The sequence below is a fragment of the Virgisporangium ochraceum genome (assembly GCF_016863655.1).
GTDB lineage: Bacteria > Actinomycetota > Actinomycetes > Mycobacteriales > Micromonosporaceae > Virgisporangium > Virgisporangium ochraceum.
This window is the reverse complement of the sequence record NZ_BOPH01000034.1, coordinates 45,205-63,934: the sequence shown is the minus strand read 5'-3', so window position 1 is coordinate 63,934 and position 18,730 is coordinate 45,205. Positions and strand designations below refer to the sequence as shown.

Sequence of the window (18,730 nt, the reverse complement as noted above, 5' to 3'; positions counted from 1 at the left end):
GGGCTTACCCGGCGAACCGGGCGGCGAGTTCGAGGCAGACGCCGCGCAGCTGCTCGAGCCGGTCGCGTTCGAAGCGTTCGGGCACGGCGTCGCGCATCTCGCGGCCGCTCGCGGTCCAGAACGCGCCCGGCGGGACGGCGTCGTCGCCGGCCGGGATGAACTTCAGCACCTCGCCGACCGACTCCGCGGCGGCCGCGAACATGTACCGCCGTGCGCGCCACTCCTCCTCGGACACCCCCAGGATGTTGGACGGGGTCTCGGCGAGTACCCGGTCGACCCCCCGCAGCCACTGGCCGGCGTCGATGATTTCGGACGGCTCGTCCCCGCCGAAGCGCGGCCCGTCGCCCTCGGGCTCGCGGTCGATCCGGAACCGGAAGTCGCGCAGCGCGCGGCAGGTGTCGCACCGGCCGGTGTAGTGCGTGACGAGCACGCCGTCCTCGAGAACCTCGCGGACGACGGGTACGAAGCTGCCGTCTCCGCACACACCGCACGGATGCAGCGCCATGAACAGGTGCGCCTCGTCGCTGCTGCGCGCGCGTGGTACGGACATGCCGACAACAGTACGGGCCGGTAGAGTCGCGCCGGTGACGCAGCAAGCGCAGCCGTGGCAGCCACCCGTCGGGGCGTCTCCGTGGCAGCCCACCAACGAGGTCGAGGCCCGCCTGGCGGAAGCCGCCACCAAGGACGACCGGGCCGGCTTCTTCACGATCCTCATGTCGGCGCCGCTCTTCCTCCCGCAGATGGTCGACGATCCCGACACGGCCACCGGTGCGAGCAACGAGGACTACGTCACGTTCACCACCGACGACGTGACCTACCTGCTGGCGTTCACGTCGCTGGACACGCTGCAGGCGAGCCTCGGCGACGCCGCCAACGGCTACGTCGAGAGCGACTACGAGACGCTGCGCGCCGGCCTGGAGGGCACCGACCTGCAGATCGGCTTCAACCTCGGCACGCCCATCGACGCGTGGCTCGACGCCGAGTCGCTGGCGCGCGCCGCGGCCGGCGAGATCCTCGTGCCCACCGGCAAGGAGATGACCGAGCTGCTGGAGGTCGCCGACCCGGCGAACGCCGAGGCGGTCGACGAGGCGGCCGACGCGGAGCTCGAGGCCTTCGTCGACGACTACCTGACCCGCATCGTCTCCGGCGACGTGCTGGTGGCGAGCCAGAACGGGGTCGCGCTGGTCAAGCCGGTCGACGGTGTTCCGAGCGTCGAGGCGTACAGCGAGGACCAGTACGTGCCGCCCGGCACCGCGACCACGGCGATCCCGTTCATGCAGCTGGTGGCGACGTGGCCGGCCGCCGCGCAGCAGCTCGCGGTGAACCCCGGCACGCCGCTGGAGTTCATGCTGCCGGCCGAGGTGCTCACCGCGTTCTCGCAGTACATCCCGGTCGTACCTCCCGTACCGGTCGTACCTCCCGACGGCGACTGACGCCCGCCCGGTCGCCGGCGGCGGGCCCAGTGCGCCGGCGGCAGGGTCAGTGCGCCGGCGGGAGGTAGGCCAGCTGCACCAGGCCGGCGCCGCTGCGCCGGGTGACCAGCCAGCCCCGGCCCGGCGGCAGGAGCTGCGGCTTGATGTTGCCCAGCAGGGCACCCTCGTCGCGCGGGCCGGACATCAGGATGCCCGGCGAGGCGAGGTCGCGGATCCGGGCGATCACCGGGTCGAACATCGCCCGGCCGGCGCCGCCCACCCGGCGAGTGATGATCACGCGCAGCCCGATGTCGCGGCCCTGCGCGAGGAACTCGATCATCGGTTGCAGCGGGTTGCCCGACTGGGTGGCCACGAGGTCGTAGTCGTCGACGAGCAGGAACAGGTCGGGTCCCTTGTACCAGTTCCGGTTGCGGAGCTGTTCGGCGGTGACGTCCGGACCGGGCAGCCGCCTCCGCATGACCTCGGCCGCCTCGCTGATCAACGCGGCGCTCGTGGGAGCCGCCGTGCCGTAGCCGATCAGGTGCGGCGTGTCGACGGCTCCGAGCAGGCTGCGCCGGTGGTCGATGATCATGATCTTCGCGCTGTCGGCCGGGTACCGCTCGGTGATTCCCTTGGCCAGCACCCGCAGGAAGCTGCTCTTGCCCGCCTCGACGTCGCCGAACAGGATCAGGTGCGGCTCGGCGTCGAAGTCCAGGAAGACCGGTTGCAGGTCCTTCTCCGCGATACCGATCGGCAGGCCCTTGCCCGTCATCGAACGGGTCTTCGCGACCGCCTCGTACGGCAGCAGATCGGGCAGCAGGCGCACGCCCTGGGCGTCCTTGCCCGACCAGTCGTTGCGCACGGCCTGGATCAGCTTGGTCATGCCCTCGGAGATGTGGTCGGCGTCCTGCTGTCCGTCGATGCGCGGCAGGCCCGACAGGAAGTGCAGCGGACCCGGGATGAGGCCCCGGCCCGGTGACGACTCGGGCACGTTCAAAGCCTCGCGGCGGTTGATCATCGAGTCGGCCGCGTCGCCGAGGCGCAGTTCGAGCTTGGTGCCGAACATGTCCCGGATCGCCGGACGCATGTCCATCCACCGGCCGGACGTGAGGATGAGGTGCACCCCGTACCCGAGGCCGGACGCGGCGATCTCGGTGACCGACGCCTCCTGGTCGTCGAACTCGTTGCGCAGCGTCGTCCAGCCGTCGATGACGACGAACAGGTCGCCGAAGGGGTCGTCGGTGAACTCGCCGTCGCGCTTGCGTCGCCGGTAGGTGGCGATGCTGTCGATGCCCTCGTCCGCGAACCGCTTCTCCCGCATCCGCATGATCGTGCGGGCCTCGGCGATCGTCCGGCGCACCACGCTCACGTCGTGGCGGGTGGCCACGGTGCCCACGTGCGGCAGGTCACGCATCGCCATGAGACCGCCACCGCCGAAGTCGAGGGCGAAGAACTGCACCTCCTGCGGGGTGTGGGTCAGCGCGAGGCTCGCGATCAGCGTGCGGACCAGGTTGCTCTTGCCGCTGCGCGGCGCACCCACGACGACCGCGTTGCCGTTGCCGCCGGACAGGTCGAGCACGAGCAGGTCGCGGCGCTGCTCGAACGGCTTGTCGACGACGCCGCCGATCGCGCTCAGCGCGCCGACCATCTCCGGCGCCGACACGGTGAGGCCGCGCTTGCTGTCACGGACGAGCGGCGGCAGCATCTGGTCGAGCGTCGGCGGGTCGGACAGCGGCGGCAGCCACACCTGGTGCGCCGGCACGCCCTTCCCTTCCAGCCGGGCCACGAGCACGTCGAGCAGCGTCTCGCCGCGCACGTCGTCTTCGTCGTCGGTGGACTGCGCCACCGGCGTCGGGGTCTCGTCGACCGGCGGCGCCACGTACTGGCTGGTGTAGTCGCGCACCGGTTGCGGGTTGCGCCGCAGCGACCCGACGCTGGTGTCGTCCCACGTGCGGTAGACGCCCGACACGTACGCGGCCCGGAAGCGGGTGAGCCCGGTCTCGACCTTCAGGTACCCGTTGCCGGGCGAGCGGGGCAGCTCGAACGCGTCGGGTACGCCGAGCACCGCGCGGCTCTCCATCGACGAGAACGTCCGCAGCCCCAGGCGGTAGGACAGGTGGGCGTCGAGGCCGCGCAACCGGCCCTCGTCGAGCCGCTGGGACGCCAGGAGCAGGTGGATCCCCAGCGACCGGCCCACGCGTCCGATCTGCACGAACATGTCGATGAAGTCGGGCCGGGCGGTGAGCAGCTCGCTGAACTCGTCGCAGATGATCAGCAGGCTCGGCAGCGGCGCCAACGGCACACCGGCCACCCGCGCCCGCTCGTAGTCGCGCTGCGACGCGTAGTTGCCGGCCCGGCGCAGCAGCTCCTGGCGGCGGGTCAGCTCGCCGGAGATGGCGCCGAGCATGCGGTCGACCAGCGCCAGCTCCTCGCTCAGGTTCGTGATGACCGCGCTGGTGTGCGGCAGCCGGTCGAGCGTGGCGAACGTGGCGCCGCCCTTGAAGTCGACGAGCACGAAGTTGAGCGTCTCCGGGTGGTGGGTGAGCGCCAACGAGATCACCAGCGTGCGCAGCAGCTCGCTCTTGCCGGAACCGGTGGCACCGACCAGCAGGCCGTGCGGGCCCATGCCCTCCTGCGCCGACTCCTTCAGGTCGAGCTCGATGGGCCGGCCGTCGGGACCCACGCCGATCGGGATGCGCAGCCGGTCGCGGTTGGGGCGGTTGCTCCACAGGCGGTTGACGTCGAACTGGTGCGGGTCGCCCAGCTCCAGCAGGTCGGCCAGCCCGACCTCCTTCGACACGAACTGGTCTCCGCTGACGGTCTCCAGATCGGTGGCCGACAGCCGCAGCGGCGCCATCTCCCGGGCCAGCACCTCGATGTCGTCCGGGTCGCACACGTCGGCCCTGCCGATGCCGGTCGTGCCGTCCATCGTGATGGCGTTGAGCTCGCCGTCGTCGGCCACCTCGAGCACCACCGTGGCGTCGTCGAGCAGCCGCGGCGGGGGGTTCGCGAGGTCGATGACGGTGACGCCGTCGACGCCGCCCTCGGTCATGAGGTGGTCGGAGCCGACGGTGGTGCCTCCGTCGATCACGACCAGAACATGGGGTGACGTCGTGGGCCCGCCACCGGTGCTGAACCGCGGCCGGTTCACGAGGGTGTCGTCGAGCAGCGCCTCCAGCGCGGCCACCCCGTTGGCGATGAGGCGCACCGGACCGACGCCGTCGTGCTTCTTGGCGTGCAGCGCGTGCGGCAGCCACTTCGCCCACTCCCAGAACGGACGCTCGGCGTCGGAGACGCAGAACCCGACGATCGCGTCGTCGGGTGCGTGGAACGCCGCGTACTGGGCGACGATCGCCCGCACGAGGCTGCGTGACGGCTCGTCGGACCCGCGCACGTAGATCCGGGCGAAGTCGCGCAGGGCGACGGCGACCGGCAGGTCCGGAACGATCGAGTACGTCGTGACGAAGCGCCGCAGCGCCATCGCGCACAGCGGCTCCAGCTCGTCGACCGGGCGGGTCTGCGGCGGGATCAGCGGGGTCGCGATCTCCTGCGGGCCGAGCCCGATCCGCACCACACCGAAGTCACCGTCGTCGCGCCGCCGCTCCCACAACCGCGCGCCGCCGACCGCCGACCAGAGACCGCCCGGGTCGGGGTGCCGGTAGAACAACGCCTCCCGCTGCTGCGTGATCGTCTTGACCACCTGCGCGCGGAGGTGGCTCAACGTGCGCATGTACTGACGGCGGCTCTCGATCATCTCGGCCTTGTTCGGGCCGTTGGTCTGCGTCATGAACTGCACCGCGACCATGCCGAGCATCGCACCGCCGTACATGCCGCCGGCGATGTAGGCGATCGGGCCGCGGGCGCCGACGCCCATCATCAGGCCCATCGCCATCGTGCCGGCGATCATGGGCAGGATCATGAGCATCTGCTGCCAGCGCCGGCTGGCCGGTGGCGGGTTCTCCGGTGGCGCCTCGAGCATGACCTCGCCGGAGGGCACCATCGGCGCCGGCCGGCGTAGCGGTCGCTTGATGATTATCGTTGCCACAGGTCCCCCGCATCGACGATGCCCGCCGACGGCCCACCTGGCGACGACCGGGGCCGGCATTTACGGCGGCAATCATAGACGAGCGCGCCAGGGGGACCACATATCCACAGGTGACGCTGCGCTGACCGGGCCGCCGACGGGCCCCGTGCTATGTTGGCCGCGTTTCGACGGGGGGAGGAGGAGGTCAGGGTATGACGACCTCCGTAGGAGTCGGGCTGGCCCGTGTCACGGTCGCCACGCCCAAGCGTCGGATCGACGTCGCGTTGCCCGAGACGGTCGCACTCGGTGAGCTGCTCCCCCATCTGCTGCGCCACGCCGGCGACGGCATGGCCGACGACGGTCCCCAGCACGGCGGCTGGGCGCTGCGCCGGTCCACCGGGTCGATGCTCGACCCGAAGCGGAGCCTCTCCATGCAGGCCGTCCGCGACGGCGAGGTGCTCCACCTCGTTCCGCGGCGCCAGGAATGGCCCGAACTCGCCTACGACGACGTCGTCGAGATCATCGCCAGCGGCTCGCGCCGGGCGGAGCGGTCGTGGGGCCGGCCGGCGACCCGCCGGTTCGCGCTGGTGCTCGTCGCCGTCCTCATCAACCTCGGGCTGATCGCCGTCGCCGGCGCCCGCGAACCGTGGGCCCTGCCCGGCGGCATCGCGCTCGGCTTCGCCGTGATCCTGCTGGCCGTCGGCGTCGTCCTCGCCCGTGCGGCGGGCGACTCCGGAGCGGGCGCCGTGGTCGCCGGCTGCGCCGTCAGCTGGGCGGCCGTGGGCGCCTACCTCGTCACCGGGCCGGCCGACCGTGACCCGACCGAGTTCGGCGCCGCGCAGGTGCTGCTGGCCGCCGTCGCCGTGATCCTGGTGGGCGTCATCGGCTACGTCGGTGTCGCCGCCTACGCGCAGATCTTCGCCGCCGCGCTCGCGGGCGGAACGCTGGCCGCCATCGCGGCGCTGCTGTGCCTTGCCGGCATGGAACAGGTGGAGGCGGCCGCGGTCGCGCTGACGATCGCGATCGGTGGCCTTCCCGGTTACCCGCTGCTGTCGGCCTCGCTCGGCCGGATCCCGATGCCGGAACTGCCGGAACGGGCCGAGGACATGCTCGACGACAAGCCGTCGCCGAAGCGCTCGGCGGTGTTCGCCGCCGCCAGCCGGGCCCACCAGCTCCTCAACGGCCTGCTGCTCGCCGCGTCGGTGGCCACCCTGATCTGCACGCTGATGCTGCTCACCGAGCCGTCGCGCTGGGCGGTCCTGCTCGCCATCACCGCGACCGCGGCGATCCTGCTGCGGGCCCGGCTGTTCCCCACGGCCCGCCAGCGCCTGCCGATGCTCATCAGCGGCATCCTCACGGCCGGCGTGCTCGCCTGGGCGGCCGTGAGCGGCGAGTCGCCCACCAGCCGCCTCATCAGCTGGTTGGTGGTCATCACCGTCGTCGCCGGGCTGGTGCTCGCCGCCGGCCTGGTCTTCAGCCGCCGGTCGCCGTCGCCGCGACTGGGCCGCATCAGCGACATTCTCGACGTGGCGGCGATCATGGCCCTGGTTCCGTTGGCCTGCGGGGTGGTGGGGCTCTACCAGCGCCTGCAGGGAGTCTTCGCCGGGGTGGTGTGAGCCATGGCCACGCGTCGCGACCAGTTCCAGTCCTACCAGTTCCTGGTGCAGCGGGTGCTGTCGGCGTTCGTCATGCGCGAGACCGACCCGGCCCAGTCGCCGTTGCGCCGCGGCATCGGCGCCGTGTTCGCGGGCGCGATGATCGCGGTCATCCTGTGCGCGGGGTTCGCCGTCTTCGGCCTCATCACGAAGATCGGCAGCGGCAAGTGGCGGGTGCAGGGCGCGGTCGTCATCGAGAAGGAGACCGGCGCACCGTTCGTCTACCGCGACAACATCCTGTACCCGATGGTCAACTACACGTCGGCGGTGCTCGCCGGTGACCCGCCGACGAAGGTGTTCCGGGAGTCGCGACGCACGCTCTCGCGCGCCAACCGCGGCAACATGCTGGGCATCCCGAACGCGCCCGCCTCGCTCCCCGACGCCAAGAACACCGTCAGCGGTCCCTGGACCCTGTGCGCGGTGCCCGGGACCAACGTCGCCGGCCGGCCGTCCACCTCCACGTCGCTGATCCTCGGCTCCGCGCTGACCGGTCGGCAACTCGAGGCCGACGACAGCATGCTGGTCCGCAACATCGCCGACGAGTCGGTGCACCTGGTCTGGCAGGGCCGCCGGTTCGAGGTCAAGGAACCGGACAAGACGCTCGTCTCGCTCTTCGGCGCGCAGACCGCGCCGACGCCCGCCGCCCCGGGGTGGATCACCGGGCTGCCCCTCGGCACGCCCATCGCGCCGCTCACGGTCGCCGACGCCAACCAGCCCTCGAGCGTCACCGGTCGCCGGGTCGGCGAGCTCATCGTCGCGCAGACGGGGTCGGAGCAGCAGTTCTACGTCGTCATGAAGGACGGGCTCGCGGCCATCACCGAGCTGCAGAAGGCGATCTACACCGGGCAGACCAACAGCCAGCCGGTCTCCATCACGGTGTTCGAGGCGAACAGCGCACCGAAGAGCGCCCAGCTCACGAGGCCGACCGGCGACCAGGCGCCACCGGTGCGGGTGCCGCGGCTCGTCACGGCGGCGACCACCGAGTCCGCGTGCGCGCAGTTCCGCGACGCACGGTCGGCGCCCACGGTCTCCGTGGTGTCCGGCGCCCGGCAGCTCACCGCCGGGATCCCCACCGCGGGCGCGCTCGGTTCGGGCACCAGCCTCGCCGACCGCGTCTACGTGCCGCCGGGCAAGGCGGTCCTGGTCACGGCCGTCATCTCGGGGTCGGCCACGGCCGGTGCGCCCGGCGTCATCACCGACATCGGCATGCGGTACCCGATCGCGACGCCGGAGGTCGTGCAGGCGCTCGGCTACCCGCCGCAGCGCTTCGTGCCCATACCGGCGAGTCTGGTGAACCGGATCCCGCCGGGGCCGACGCTCGACCAGCAGGCGGCCCGGACACCGGTCGACCAACAGGTGCGGATACCGGGCCGCTAGACACCTTCAGGGGTCAGGGTTTCGCCGGCCACCGGCGCAGAACCCAACCATGATCGAAAGTGGTGGGACCTTCCTGCTGTTGTGGCCAGAACAGCAAAGGTCGCCACCACTTTCGATCATCAGCTGACGCGGCACCGCACGACAGCGATCCGTGCCCGGTCGTGGGTGCTGCACGGTCCAGCCCGGACCCTGACCCCAGAAGGTCTCCAGCCCGGCCCGTCCACGCCACCGTTCACCGGTTCCGGCTGGTCACGCTTGCCCGTACCGGTTACCGTGAGATGGAAGATCGGTGTCTGTCGCATCGATGTCGTGACGCCCTCGAAGACGGAGGATCACGTTGTACGGGGGCCCGTCCTACGAACGGGGTGTTCTCGTTGGGTCAACCACTAGGAGTAACCGCTGCCGAGGTGATCAGGGCCGCCGACGCGGCGGACGAGGCGGCAGCTGACATCCGCACGAAGTCGCAGTCCTTGGTCAACAGCATGATCAGCCGGTCGGCGCAGTTCCAGGGTGGTGCGGGAAATGCGTTCCGTAAGGTTCTCGTCGAGTTCGTCGACGACCTGAACGTCCAGGTCCTGCAGAAGCTCGAAGACCTGTCGAACAAGACGCGCACGTCGGCCAACGAGCTGTTCAGCCGCGACGACATCAACGCCGCGGAGCTGACCGCCAAGGGCAACAACTTCGGCGGGTCGGGCCCCGGTGGCCTGGCGGACTCCGGCCAGAGCGGCCACGTCAAGGGCGGTGGGGTCACCGCCTCGCTGGAATCCTAGTCCACCGCCCACTTTCGACATCGAGGTATCTACATGGCTGACATGACCTATGAGCACAGCGCCATCGAGCAGATGGTCGAGGAGCTCAAGGCATTCGTAAACCAGATGGACGTGCACCTGAGCCAGACGGTCGAGGCCGAGTTCAACAAGCTGGTGCAGGAAGGCTTCACGGGTGTCGCGGCCAACGCGTTCCACGACGCCTCCCGCTCGTGGAACGCCCTGGTGCAGGAGTACCAGACGGGCCTCACCACGTTCTCGACGGCCGTCCAGTCCACCAACCAGGACATGCAGGCCACCGACCAGAGGTTGTCGACGCTGTTCTGAGCCGTTCCGCCGGCCACGATGCCCCGTCCGCCGACCAGGCGGGCGGGGCGTTCTCATCAGCAGAAGGCGCACCCGAAGGCGCGACGGATCAGGTCTCCCGGTCGGCGAACAGGCGCACGGGCGGCTGCGGCTCCTCGTCCTCGTGCCGCTGGACGGGCCGCCGGGTGATGCTGGGACGCCAGCGCCGCCGCCGGCCCCGCGGCACGGCCGCGCCGAGGCCGATCAGCGCCAGCGCGACGAGCACGCCCAGGCCGGCCAGGAGCTTGGCCAGGTTCCCGCTCGACGTCCAGTTCCGCTCGCGGGCCAGGTCGCTGGCGTCCTCCTGCGGCATGCCCGGCACGCTGACCGGCTCGGTGTCCATCAGCTGGTCGGCCAGCGCGCCGTACGGGTTCACGATTCCGCCGCCGTAGCGCAGGCTGTCGACCCCGCCGGGCGCCGGCGCCGCCGTGGCCATCAGGCGCTTCGCGACCTCCGGGGCGGGCATCTGCGGGAACCAGCTACGCACGAGCGCCGCGGCGCCGGCCACGTACGCGGCAGCGAACGCGGTGCCCTCTGCCGGCGTCACCCCGCCGCCGCGCTGCGTGGACACGACCGCGACTCCCGGCGCGGCCAGGTCGACGAACGTGCCCTGACCGCTCTTCTCGCTGACCATCGTGTTCTGTTCGACGGCCGAGACCCCGAGAACACCGGTGAACGCGGCCGGGTACGGGATGCGGTTGAGCCCGTTGCTGCCGCTGTCCTCCCCGGCCGCGGCGACGACCAGGACGTCGTTGTTCACCGCCTCCGCGACGGCGGCGGCGAGGTTCGGGTCGGCGATGTACGACACCGGCGACACCGAGATCACCTTGGCCCCGCGGGAGACGGCGAACCGGATGCCGGCGGCGAGCCCGGCGACCCCGGCCGACGGCCCGTTGGTCTCGCTGTCGGAGACCCGCACCGGCAGGATCGTCGCCTGCGGCGCGAGGCCGTGGAAGCCGATGTTCGGCTCCTGCTGCGCGGCGATGATGCCCGCGGTCTGCGTTCCCCGGCCGGCGCAGTCGGCTCGACCGTCGCCGCCCGGAGTGATGAGGTCGGTACCGCCCGCCACCCGGCCCCGCAGCTGCGGGTGGTTCGCGTCGACACCCGAGTCGAGCACCGCGACCAGAACGTTGGCCCCGCGGGTGAGCGCCCACGCCCGTTCGATGCCGAACATCTTCTGCGGCCACGGCTCCGGGGCGTACGCGGTGCCCGGGTCGACACAGTTCGGCGCCGCCGACGCCGGAGCCGCCGGTACCGACAGGGTGCCGACGACCGTGGCTGCCACCGCCACGCCCGCGACCGCGCACAGCCGGGCCCGTATCAGCAGACCGCCCGCCATGTTCGCCCCCGTCTCGTCACCTGCCGGCCGCCTCAGTCGGCGACCACCTCGTTGCCACCGGCCACCGCGTCGGCGAGGAACTGGTGCAACCCGTACGCGCCCAGCCATTCGAGCCGGATGGACCTGCGTACCTCCTCGACCGGACGGCCGACGTACCGCTGCGTCCACGGTAGCTTGGGCGCCAGGTCGGCGACGGTCGCGTCGGCGAGCTCCCAGTACCCCTCGACCGGTCCCCGCGGGTCGGGCACGCGACCGGTGACAGCGCTGAACCGGCGCAGCCGCTCACCGGTCCACTGCGGCGGACTCTGGCGCCAGCCGTCGTTGTGCAGCCGGTCGAACTCGGCCAGAGCGGCCGGGTCGGCCCCGCCCAGCAGGATCCGCAGGACCTCCACCAGCTCGTCGGGCTTGTCCAGCTCGTCGACGGACCAGTCCTCGATGTCGGCCTCGTCGTCGTCCCAGAGCGGGATGAAGCCCGGCCGTACGGAGATCCATCGCACGGGCAAAGCGTAGCCACCCGGTAGGGTCGACGTCATGCCGCTACGAGTCGCGCGGACGAACGCCGAGGCACAGCTGTTCATGGAACTGAACCCGTGTGAGAACTGCGGCGAGCGCGAGTTCGAGCCGGCCGACACCATCATCGTCGCGGAGGGTGACCTGGCCAGCCGCTACAGCGGCAGCTGCCCCCGCTGCGGCATCCACCGCGAGTTCCTCTTCCGGATCCCGGACGAGCCGATCATCCCGAGCCCCGACGAACCGGTCTTCGGCGACGACACCCCGTCCACGCTGATCGACCCCGGCGAGTGGATGTGGATCGCCGACCTCATCGCCCGCAGCACGCCCGGGGAGCCGGAGGAGGGCATGAGCGCCGCCGAGCGGCAGCAGATCCGGCTGGAGCTGCGCACCGCGGCGGCCGCGGTCGGCGAGGCGGCCAAGTTCGTGCCGCCCGGTGGCGACCGGGTCCCCCACGACGCGGTGTGGAGCGACCGCGGCCGCGCCGTCTACGAGGACGAACCCGGCCGGTTCTGGCTACCGCGCCTGCAGGCGGTGCGGCGCACGTACCGGGAGATCGCCGACCGGTTCGCGGACCAGCCCGCATGACGGAGGCGCTGGTGCTGCCGGTCGGTCAGCTCGTCGGCACCTACCACGACCCGGCCGACGCCGGGGGTCACCACCACGAGGTGCGCGTCGGCGGGCAGATCCACGAGCTCACCGACACCGAACTGGTCACGTGGGTCTCCGCGCACGCCGCGCCCGACGACCGGGTCGACGACGGCCCGTGGACCACCGCCGCGCTGCTGCGCCAGCTCACCACGCAGGGCGTGCCCCGGCCGGCGGCGCTCGTCGACACGCTGTTCGACCGGCGGCTGCTCACCGAGGTCGTACCGGGCGGCGACGGCGCGGTCACCTTCGCCCGGGCTCACCGCGTGGTGCCGACGATGCTCGGCCTGGGCAACCTGCCGGACCAGCCGTGGCTGTACGCCATCGGGCTCATGGGACAGGAGCGGATCCGGGTCTCCCGCCTCGTCTTCGAGCTGTGGGCCTGGGGGCACCTCGACGAGAACCTCTGGCACGCCTGCGACGCGCTCGCCGCGCTGGAGAAGGCCGACGGCGAGGTCGCCGGCCCGGCCGAGGTCCTCGAGGGGTTCCTGCACACCCTGCACGGTCTCCTGAACGCGCAGGCGGCGTACCTCGACACCGTGGAGCGCGCGTGACGGACACCTGGGTCTTCCCGGTCGGGCACTACCTCGGGCCGCACCACCCCGCCGCGGGTGCCGCGCCCGACTCGCACCGCGTCCGCGTCGGCGACGAGGTGGTACGGCTCGCCACCGGGGCCGAACTTCTGGTGTGGGGGCTCGCCCACGGCCTCCCGGCCGCCTCGTCGACCCCCGGCGCGGTCTGGACCCGCGACGACGTCATCAGGCTGGCCGCCGAGCGGGTCACCGCCGACTTCTCCGGCGTCCTCGCCGACCTGCTCGCCGCCGGTGCGCTGGTGGAGGTGGGCCCCGACGGGGTCGCACCGGCCGTCTTCGCCCGGTCGCACCGGTTGCGGCCGCTGCTCTCGGGCCTCGGCAGCGGCGCGGGCCGGCCCGACCGGTACCGGATCGGCGTGTTCGGCGAGGAGCCCGTCGCGGTGGTCGACGTGCGGGTGTTCGACCTGTGGCAGTGGGCCACCCGCGTCGGGACGCTGGCCGACCTGAACGAGATGCAGGCGCTCACCGGTCCGCTGCTCGGCGACGACGACGACGGCGTGCCCGGCCTGCTGCACCGGGTGCACCTGCTGCTGGCGAACGGCTGCGGCTACCTCGACGTCGCGGCGTCGAGGGTCGCCACCGGCGCGACGTCGACGTAGACGGCGCTCACCGCCAGCAGCCGGTGCAGCTCGGCGACCATCGCCGCCAGGGCCGCCGCGGGCGCGCGCGGGTCGGCGTCGGCGCACGCCTGCCGGAGCGTCGCGAAGTCGGCGCCGCGCTCCCACACCGCCAGCACCGGCGCCCCGACGCTCACCCGGCGCCCCTCGGTGCCGAGCGCGAAGCCGCTCTCGTCGTACTGCCAGCCGACGCCGAAGGTCAGCGGCACCACCCGGTACCGGTCGGCGAAACCGTCGTCGACCTCGGCCAGCAGCCCGTCACGCAGAAGCGTCGCGAACGCGTCGACGGCGCCGGCCGGATCGGGCAGCAGGCCGAGGACCCGCTCGCGGGTCCACACCGTGCCGGGTGGCAGGTCGGGGTGGCTGTGCGCGGCCAACCACACCGCGGCCTCGACCGCCGTGTCGAGCGGCTCGGGCTCGCGGCCCACCCGCACCCGGAACCGCACCTGGCCGGCCGCCTCGTCGTGGATCGGGCCGAGGTAGTGGCCGACCGGAACGACCGCCGTCATGCCGGTGCCGCGTCGAGGCAGGCGGCGTTCGTCGACAGGAGCTGGTGCAGGGCGCCGAGGATCGTGGTGGCCAGTGCCCGCGGATCGCCGCTGCCGTCGGGCAACGCGGTCTTCGCGCCGCGTACGCACGCGGTCCACAGGTTGTCGTCGAGGCCGGCCCACGACCAGAGAAAGAAGATCTCCGCCGGAACAGCCACCAGCGCCGCACCCGGATGACCGAGCCGGAACCGGCGGCCCTCGACCGGATCGTTGCCCAGCCCCAGGGCCTGCGGCAGCAGGCGCACCGAGCGGGCGAACTCCTCGACCGGACCGGCCACCTCCAGCAGCAGGCCGCCGCCGACCAACCGGTCGATCGTCGCGTCGGCGCCGGCTTCTCCGGGAAGGTGCCGCATCAGGGCCGCGCGGTCCCATCCGCCGAGGTCGGGCGCGCCGGGGACGCCGTGCGCGAGCGCCCACACGAGCTGCTCGTCGTCGGCGAGCTCGACCCGCCGGCCACCCACCCTGACGACATGCCGCAGCCCCGCGCCGACCGGCAGCATGCCGAGATAGCGCCCCACCGGCACGACGAGCGGGCCGGTCACCAGCCGTTGCTCTCGCGGAGCGCCTCCACCCGCGCGGTGAGGTCGACGAGCACCCGGCGCCGCTCGGCCAGCGTGGCCTCCAGCCGCGACCGCTCGAACCGGCCCGGGTCGGCGGCGCGGATCGCGTGCCCCCGGCCCGACGTGAACGCCTCCTCCGGCACGGAGTCGGCGCCCGGTGGCAGGAACTTGAGGATCTCCTCGACGGTGGCGACCGCGTCGATCGCCGCGTCGTAGGCGTCGGCGACCTCGTCGGGCGACGCGTCCGGTGCGACCTTCAGCGCGCCGGCCGCCCACTCCCCCACCTCGAAGAACCCACCCGGGTCGATGATCGTGGACGGTTCGGGACCGCCGAGGCCGGGCGGCGGCAGGTTCGGGTCGAGCACGACGAACTCGAACCGGCGGTGGGTGCCGCACGAGGGGCAGTCACCCTCGTAGGACGAGATGCGCTGCCCGGCGCGTTCGGCCGCCTCGTGCACGGTCCACGGGAAGTCGGCCTCACCGCACCGCTCGCACGGATGGAGATCCATGTACATGTGGCACTCGGACATCGCGCGCGCTACCAGCACGGACCCCCACCTCCGCTCACTCGGCAGATATCCTCGACGATGTGATCGCCCCACTCGCCCGGACGCCCGCCGAAGCCAGGCTCTACATGGACATCAACGCCTGTCCGGCATGCGGTGGCAACGGCTTCCAGGGCACGAGCGTGGTCATGCTACAAGACGGTCAATTCTACGAACGGCACACCGGACCCTGCGAAGAGTGCGGCTCACCGCGCGAGTTCGTCTTCCGGATGCCGACGGAACTGGAGCTGCGGCTCGGCGCCGCCGACTTCGGCGGCCCCGAACCGTCGGAGCTGCTCGACCCCGGCGAGTGGATGACCGTGGCCGAGGTCTCGGCCGACCGCGACGCCGGCGCGACGAAGGCGGACCTGGAGTACGCGGCCGCCGCCGCCGAGGAGGTCCTCAAGTTCCTGCCACCGGGATCGGACGTCGCCGACGCGATCCCGGCGAGCGCGTTCCACAGCCCGGTGGGGCGCGACGCGTACGCGCGCATGCCCGAGCGGTACACCCGGGGACGGCTGATGGCCATCGCCAGGGCGCTGCGCGAAGCGGCCGAAGCCCCGTACGACGACCCGCCCGGGCCCGCGTAACCCGCGGTCACGAATACGCCGCGGGCCGGCGCAGCCACGTCGCCGGCCCGGTCGGCGGCACCCGCACCGACCACAGGGTCACCTCGGGACCCGCGGCGTCGGGATCCTGCCGGGCAGCGTGGAACGCCACCCACCGGTCGCCGTGCTCGTCGTCGAACACCCGCGGGGCCTGCACCGGCGGCGGCTCGGGCGCCCCGGCGGGCAGCGCCGCCCGCCACTCCCGCGGATCGGTGACGACCGCGCGCGGCCCCGGCCCCGGCCAGTGCCGCTCGATGAGGATCTCGGCGTAGGCGAGCGGGTCGAGCCCGTCGTCCCGCAGCGCGCGGCCGAGGCCGGCGACCTGCCGCGGATCGTCGAGGTCGAGCGGTGACCCGTCGTCGAGGAGCAGGAACATCCGCCGCGACGGCGGACCGTGCGTGTCCTCGTCCTCACGGGTGACGACCACGACCGCCGCCACCCACGGCGCCCGGCCCACCGACCAGTCGTCGGTGGTCTGCGCGAAGAGGATCCGCTCGGCGGTGCGCACCGACACCGCCGGACCGTCGGGAAACTCCTTCGCCCACGTGACCGCCTCGTCCGGAGGCAGAACCGCCTCACGCACGAGCTCGATCAGGTCCTGCGTGGTAACCACTCGATCCTCCCCGTCCGGCGCGTCCACCAGCCTACGACCGTCCCCCCGACGGTGCCCGCCGGGCGACGGGCCGCCACCGTCGATACGATGCCCGACGATGACACGTCTGGTATTCCCGGTCGGGCAGTTCGGGGGCGCGATCCGCCGCCCGTCGGAGGGCATCGGTTTCAGCATCCGGCGCGGTGACGCCGTCGTCACGCTCGAACCCGACCCGGGCAACCTGTGGCTGGCCGCTCACGGGCGTCCCGGAGAACTGGACACGACGGTCTGGACCCGCGACGCCGTCTCCGACGCGCCGGCGGCCCTGTGGAGCACGCTCACCGGTCCCGGCCTCATCGCGGAGGCCGACCCCGACGAACCGGAAGCGGTCGACTTCGCGCGCGCCCACCGGCTCCTGCCCCGGATGCACGGCCTCGGCAACCGGGCCGAGCACCCCGACCGGTTCATGGCCGGATACGCCTCCGACGGCATGGCGACGTTCTCCTGGCACCAGTGGCGGCTGTGGCGGGAGAGCCACCTCGAACCGTCGCTCTGGGACGGCTGCGAACGGCTCGTGGAGAACGAGCGCGGCGCCGGCCGCGAGGTCGACGCCCGCGCCCTGCTCGCCGACACGATGCGCAACCTGCACATCATGTTCGCGCTCAACCTCGCATACCTGGACGTGGCGCGATGACGGACCTGATCCTCCCGGTCGGGCACGACATGGGACCGTTCTTCCCCGACCACGACGTGCCGTTCGACTACTACGAGGTCTGCATCGGCCGCCGCGTGTTCGGGCTGCGCACCAACTACGACTACGCCGTGTGGATGCGCGCGCACGGTCCGATCGACGAGGCGCCGCTGACGTTCGCCCGGTACCACGAGAACCTGCGCAGCGACGGCATCCCCGACGGGGCGTCGCGCGCGCAGGGCCTGGCGTCCGACCGGCTGATCTGGGTGGTTCCGCTCAGCGGACCGGCCGCCGTGCGGTTCGCGGAGGCGCACCGCCCGATGCCGTTGGCCACCGCGATCGGCAACGTGGGTCCGGACGTCCCCGCCGGCCGGTACGCGCTGGGCCGCCCCACCACGGTGTTCCACTACGCCGACGAGGTCGAGTACTGGCTGTGGCTGTGGGGCGGCCACTACGACAGCCTGTGGCTCGCCGTCCAGGCCTTCGCCCGCACCGACCTGGGCGCCGCGACCGGCGGCGGCGACCCGCGCGCGTGCCTCGGCCCGGTGCTGCTCGCCGCGCAGAACCTGATCAGCCACTCGCTGCTGTTCTTCGACGCCGCCTGGGACCGGCGGTAGGGTCTCACAGCCAGGGGTCGGTTCCGGTGTCGTCGGCCAGCCGCGCGGGTGCGACCGGCGGTGCCGGCTGCAGATAGGCGCAGAACGCGTAGATGTCGGGTGCCACCCTCTCCAACGGCGGGGCGCCGAAGGTGGCGCCGAGCTCGTTGAGGAACACGACCTCGTCGAGGCCCGGGACCTCCGTGCGAACGGCGATCAGGCCGCCGGTCGCGACCGCGATCACCACGTGCTCACGGGTGAACCCCGCCGGCGCCCGCATCGGGCCGAGGCCGAGGTCACGGTGCGGCTCGTCGGGGTGGATGCCGAGCAGGGGACGCGCTTCGGACAGCCGGAACCTGAAGCCGGGCACGTGCACCGCTCCGGGCATGGTGGCCCCGTTGTTCTCGGCCAGCCACCGCCGGTAGCCCGGCGGCAGGCCATGAGCCAGACCCAGCCGTTGCTCCAGCGCGGCGATCGCGGCCTCGTCGACCGGGCCGGACGGCTGCAGCTCCACCCGGTTCCAGACCCGGTCGCCGTCGAGCGGCGGCGGCGTGAACGGAGGCGCGCCGGGCGGCACCGACCGGACCGTGGCGACCCAGCTGTCGGGGTTGGTGAAGTGGACGTCCTCGAACCGCCACGTGGTGCCGCCGAACTCGGCCGTGTCGCCGAGCGACAACCAGACCGGCTCCCGGTCGGCCCCCTCTACGTGCGCGGAGAGCAGCATCCGCGGCGGGTTGGAGCGCATCCGCAGCACCCCGAAGGCGATCGCGTCGTCTTCACTGAACCCGGGCGTCGACGGGCGCAGCAGCACCGTCTCCGTCACCGGTTCTCCAGATCACACCGTCGAAGCACACCGTCGACGACCGGGTGCTGCCGAAGGCCGGGAAAGTCGTGCAGCACCTTCTGTACCTCCCGTTGAACGAACGAGCACACGTCTGAGGGGAAGTCGCCGAACGACGCCGTCGCGACCCCGGGTGCGAAGGTGCATTCGACGGTCAGGACATCGTCGTTGCGTCGGAAGGTTATCTGGTCGTCGGTCTCCGTCAGCTGGTACTCGTAGCTCGAGACGCTGTTCCCGGCCAACGTGTCGCGGGCCGCGAGGGCGCCGGAGACGAAGTGCAGCAGGGGAATGGAGCCGAACTTCGAGACGAGCTCCGTGCCACCGGCGGTGATCCGGACGTCACCGAGGAAGTAGTACCAGAGCAGGTCCCCCGCGCTCGCTGATCCCGGATCCGACCGGTGCTCGAACCCGACCGGATCCGGACGCACCTCCGGCTGGAAACCCATGGTGAGCAAGAGACCG

The 18,730-nt window shown here is 72.2% G+C and carries 21 protein-coding genes; 11 read left to right on the top strand and 10 right to left on the bottom strand.

Annotated elements, in window-relative coordinates:
• Positions 1 to 4: 4 nt before the first annotated feature.
• The gene (locus Voc01_RS14115; protein WP_203927853.1) at positions 5 to 550 is read right to left on the bottom strand and encodes a hypothetical protein; all 546 of its coding nucleotides are present in this window, start codon (positions 548 to 550) and stop codon (positions 5 to 7) included.
• Positions 551 to 584: 34 nt separating this feature from the next.
• Between Voc01_RS14115 and Voc01_RS14110 the strand changes: the two genes are divergently transcribed.
• Entirely contained in the window at positions 585 to 1,433 is an 849-nt protein-coding gene (locus Voc01_RS14110; RefSeq protein WP_203927852.1) for an SseB family protein, read from the top strand.
• A gap of 46 nt (positions 1,434 to 1,479) precedes the next feature.
• Here the strand turns inward: Voc01_RS14110 and eccCa are convergent, their stop codons facing one another.
• Positions 1,480 to 5,457: a type VII secretion protein EccCa gene (gene eccCa / locus Voc01_RS14105; protein WP_203927851.1), complete on the bottom strand. Its 3,978-nt coding sequence runs from the start codon at positions 5,455 to 5,457 to the stop codon at positions 1,480 to 1,482.
• Between the two features lie 191 nt (positions 5,458 to 5,648).
• Here eccCa and eccD point away from each other — a divergent pair, with 191 nt between their 5' ends.
• The 4 genes from eccD to Voc01_RS14085 all read left to right on the top strand — a co-directional run bounded on the left by eccD (position 5,649) and on the right by Voc01_RS14085 (position 9,562).
• Positions 5,649 to 7,052: a type VII secretion integral membrane protein EccD gene (gene eccD, locus Voc01_RS14100; RefSeq protein WP_203927850.1), complete on the top strand. Its 1,404-nt coding sequence runs from the start codon at positions 5,649 to 5,651 to the stop codon at positions 7,050 to 7,052.
• 3 nt (positions 7,053 to 7,055) lie between these two features.
• A complete protein-coding gene (eccB, locus tag Voc01_RS14095) occupies positions 7,056 to 8,468 on the top strand; it encodes a type VII secretion protein EccB (RefSeq protein WP_203927849.1) in 1,413 nt (470 codons plus the stop codon).
• A gap of 278 nt (positions 8,469 to 8,746) precedes the next feature.
• Positions 8,747 to 9,238, top strand: a complete 492-nt coding sequence (locus Voc01_RS14090) for a WXG100 family type VII secretion target (RefSeq protein WP_275423715.1) — start codon at positions 8,747 to 8,749, stop codon at positions 9,236 to 9,238.
• A gap of 33 nt (positions 9,239 to 9,271) precedes the next feature.
• Positions 9,272 to 9,562 carry a WXG100 family type VII secretion target gene (locus Voc01_RS14085; protein WP_203927847.1) on the top strand — a complete coding sequence of 97 codons (291 nt, stop codon included), beginning with the start codon at positions 9,272 to 9,274 and terminating at the stop codon, positions 9,560 to 9,562.
• A gap of 88 nt (positions 9,563 to 9,650) precedes the next feature.
• Here Voc01_RS14085 and mycP read toward each other — a convergent pair whose 3' ends face one another.
• Entirely contained in the window at positions 9,651 to 10,919 is a 1,269-nt protein-coding gene (gene mycP / locus Voc01_RS14080) for a type VII secretion-associated serine protease mycosin (protein ID WP_203927846.1), read from the bottom strand.
• Between the two features lie 32 nt (positions 10,920 to 10,951).
• A complete protein-coding gene (locus tag Voc01_RS14075) occupies positions 10,952 to 11,416 on the bottom strand; it encodes a hypothetical protein (protein WP_203927845.1) in 465 nt (154 codons plus the stop codon).
• Between the two features lie 34 nt (positions 11,417 to 11,450).
• On the opposite strand from Voc01_RS14075, the gene Voc01_RS14070 reads away from it, so the two are divergent.
• From Voc01_RS14070 to Voc01_RS14060, 3 genes are read left to right on the top strand one after another with little or no spacing between them, the layout of a single operon-like run.
• Positions 11,451 to 12,017 carry a hypothetical protein gene (locus tag Voc01_RS14070; protein ID WP_203927844.1) on the top strand — a complete coding sequence of 189 codons (567 nt, stop codon included), beginning with the start codon at positions 11,451 to 11,453 and terminating at the stop codon, positions 12,015 to 12,017.
• Positions 12,014 to 12,631 carry a hypothetical protein gene (locus tag Voc01_RS14065; RefSeq protein WP_203927843.1) on the top strand — a complete coding sequence of 206 codons (618 nt, stop codon included), beginning with the start codon at positions 12,014 to 12,016 and terminating at the stop codon, positions 12,629 to 12,631. Before Voc01_RS14070 ends, Voc01_RS14065 begins: the two co-directional genes overlap by 4 nt.
• Positions 12,628 to 13,269 (top strand): hypothetical protein, encoded by a 642-nt coding sequence (locus Voc01_RS14060; RefSeq protein ID WP_203927842.1) that lies wholly within the window; start codon positions 12,628 to 12,630, stop codon positions 13,267 to 13,269. Before Voc01_RS14065 ends, Voc01_RS14060 begins: the two co-directional genes overlap by 4 nt.
• Here Voc01_RS14060 and Voc01_RS14055 read toward each other — a convergent pair.
• From Voc01_RS14055 to Voc01_RS14045, 3 genes are read right to left on the bottom strand one after another with little or no spacing between them, the layout of a single operon-like run.
• The gene (locus Voc01_RS14055) at positions 13,218 to 13,796 is read right to left on the bottom strand and encodes a hypothetical protein (RefSeq protein ID WP_203927841.1); all 579 of its coding nucleotides are present in this window, start codon (positions 13,794 to 13,796) and stop codon (positions 13,218 to 13,220) included. The genes Voc01_RS14060 and Voc01_RS14055 overlap by 52 nt on opposite strands.
• On the bottom strand, positions 13,793 to 14,377 hold the full coding sequence (locus tag Voc01_RS14050; protein ID WP_203927840.1) for a hypothetical protein: 585 nt from the start codon (positions 14,375 to 14,377) through the stop codon (positions 13,793 to 13,795). Before Voc01_RS14050 ends, Voc01_RS14055 begins: the two co-directional genes overlap by 4 nt.
• Positions 14,374 to 14,943, bottom strand: a complete 570-nt coding sequence (locus Voc01_RS14045; RefSeq protein WP_203927839.1) for a hypothetical protein — start codon at positions 14,941 to 14,943, stop codon at positions 14,374 to 14,376. Before Voc01_RS14045 ends, Voc01_RS14050 begins: the two co-directional genes overlap by 4 nt.
• A 41-nt stretch (positions 14,944 to 14,984) precedes the next feature.
• On the opposite strand from Voc01_RS14045, the gene Voc01_RS14040 reads away from it, so the two are divergent.
• Complete coding sequence (locus Voc01_RS14040) at positions 14,985 to 15,530, top strand: hypothetical protein (protein ID WP_203927838.1); 546 nt, start codon at positions 14,985 to 14,987, stop codon at positions 15,528 to 15,530.
• Positions 15,531 to 15,537: 7 nt separating this feature from the next.
• On the opposite strand, the gene Voc01_RS14035 is transcribed toward Voc01_RS14040, so the two are convergent.
• A complete protein-coding gene (locus Voc01_RS14035) occupies positions 15,538 to 16,161 on the bottom strand; it encodes a hypothetical protein (RefSeq protein WP_203927837.1) in 624 nt (207 codons plus the stop codon).
• A 97-nt stretch (positions 16,162 to 16,258) separates the two neighbouring features.
• Here Voc01_RS14035 and Voc01_RS14030 point away from each other — a divergent pair, with 97 nt between their 5' ends.
• Together Voc01_RS14030 and Voc01_RS14025 are read left to right on the top strand one after the other, a co-directional pair.
• Positions 16,259 to 16,834 (top strand): hypothetical protein, encoded by a 576-nt coding sequence (locus Voc01_RS14030; RefSeq protein ID WP_203927836.1) that lies wholly within the window; start codon positions 16,259 to 16,261, stop codon positions 16,832 to 16,834.
• Positions 16,831 to 17,448, top strand: coding sequence for a hypothetical protein (locus Voc01_RS14025; RefSeq protein WP_203927835.1), 618 nt, complete (start codon positions 16,831 to 16,833; stop codon positions 17,446 to 17,448). Before Voc01_RS14030 ends, Voc01_RS14025 begins: the two co-directional genes overlap by 4 nt.
• A gap of 4 nt (positions 17,449 to 17,452) precedes the next feature.
• Here Voc01_RS14025 and Voc01_RS14020 read toward each other — a convergent pair whose 3' ends face one another.
• Positions 17,453 to 18,250, bottom strand: a complete 798-nt coding sequence (locus tag Voc01_RS14020) for a DUF6406 domain-containing protein (protein WP_203927834.1) — start codon at positions 18,248 to 18,250, stop codon at positions 17,453 to 17,455.
• Entirely contained in the window at positions 18,247 to 18,714 is a 468-nt protein-coding gene (locus Voc01_RS14015; protein ID WP_203927833.1) for a hypothetical protein, read from the bottom strand. The genes Voc01_RS14020 and Voc01_RS14015 overlap by 4 nt, the downstream gene beginning before the upstream one ends.
• Positions 18,715 to 18,730 lie beyond the last annotated feature (16 nt).

What these genes read in the sequence shown, in the direction of transcription:
- eccB (WP_203927849.1), top strand. Translation starts at nt 7,056, where the DNA reads ATGGCCACGCGTCGCGACCAGTTCCAGTCCTACCAGTTCCTGGTGCAG.
- Voc01_RS14055 (WP_203927841.1), bottom strand. Translation starts at nt 13,796, where the DNA reads ATGACGGCGGTCGTTCCGGTCGGCCACTACCTCGGCCCGATCCACGAC.
- eccD (WP_203927850.1), top strand. Translation starts at nt 5,649, where the DNA reads ATGACGACCTCCGTAGGAGTCGGGCTGGCCCGTGTCACGGTCGCCACG.
- mycP (WP_203927846.1), bottom strand. Translation starts at nt 10,919, where the DNA reads ATGGCGGGCGGTCTGCTGATACGGGCCCGGCTGTGCGCGGTCGCGGGC.
- Voc01_RS14065 (WP_203927843.1), top strand. Translation starts at nt 12,014, where the DNA reads ATGACGGAGGCGCTGGTGCTGCCGGTCGGTCAGCTCGTCGGCACCTAC.
- Voc01_RS14015 (WP_203927833.1), bottom strand. Translation starts at nt 18,714, where the DNA reads ATGGGTTTCCAGCCGGAGGTGCGTCCGGATCCGGTCGGGTTCGAGCAC.
- Voc01_RS14070 (WP_203927844.1), top strand. Translation starts at nt 11,451, where the DNA reads ATGCCGCTACGAGTCGCGCGGACGAACGCCGAGGCACAGCTGTTCATG.
- Voc01_RS14030 (WP_203927836.1), top strand. Translation starts at nt 16,259, where the DNA reads ATGACACGTCTGGTATTCCCGGTCGGGCAGTTCGGGGGCGCGATCCGC.
- Voc01_RS14090 (WP_275423715.1), top strand. Translation starts at nt 8,747, where the DNA reads ATGGAAGATCGGTGTCTGTCGCATCGATGTCGTGACGCCCTCGAAGAC.
- Voc01_RS14115 (WP_203927853.1), bottom strand. Translation starts at nt 550, where the DNA reads ATGTCCGTACCACGCGCGCGCAGCAGCGACGAGGCGCACCTGTTCATG.
- Voc01_RS14025 (WP_203927835.1), top strand. Translation starts at nt 16,831, where the DNA reads ATGACGGACCTGATCCTCCCGGTCGGGCACGACATGGGACCGTTCTTC.
- Voc01_RS14085 (WP_203927847.1), top strand. Translation starts at nt 9,272, where the DNA reads ATGGCTGACATGACCTATGAGCACAGCGCCATCGAGCAGATGGTCGAG.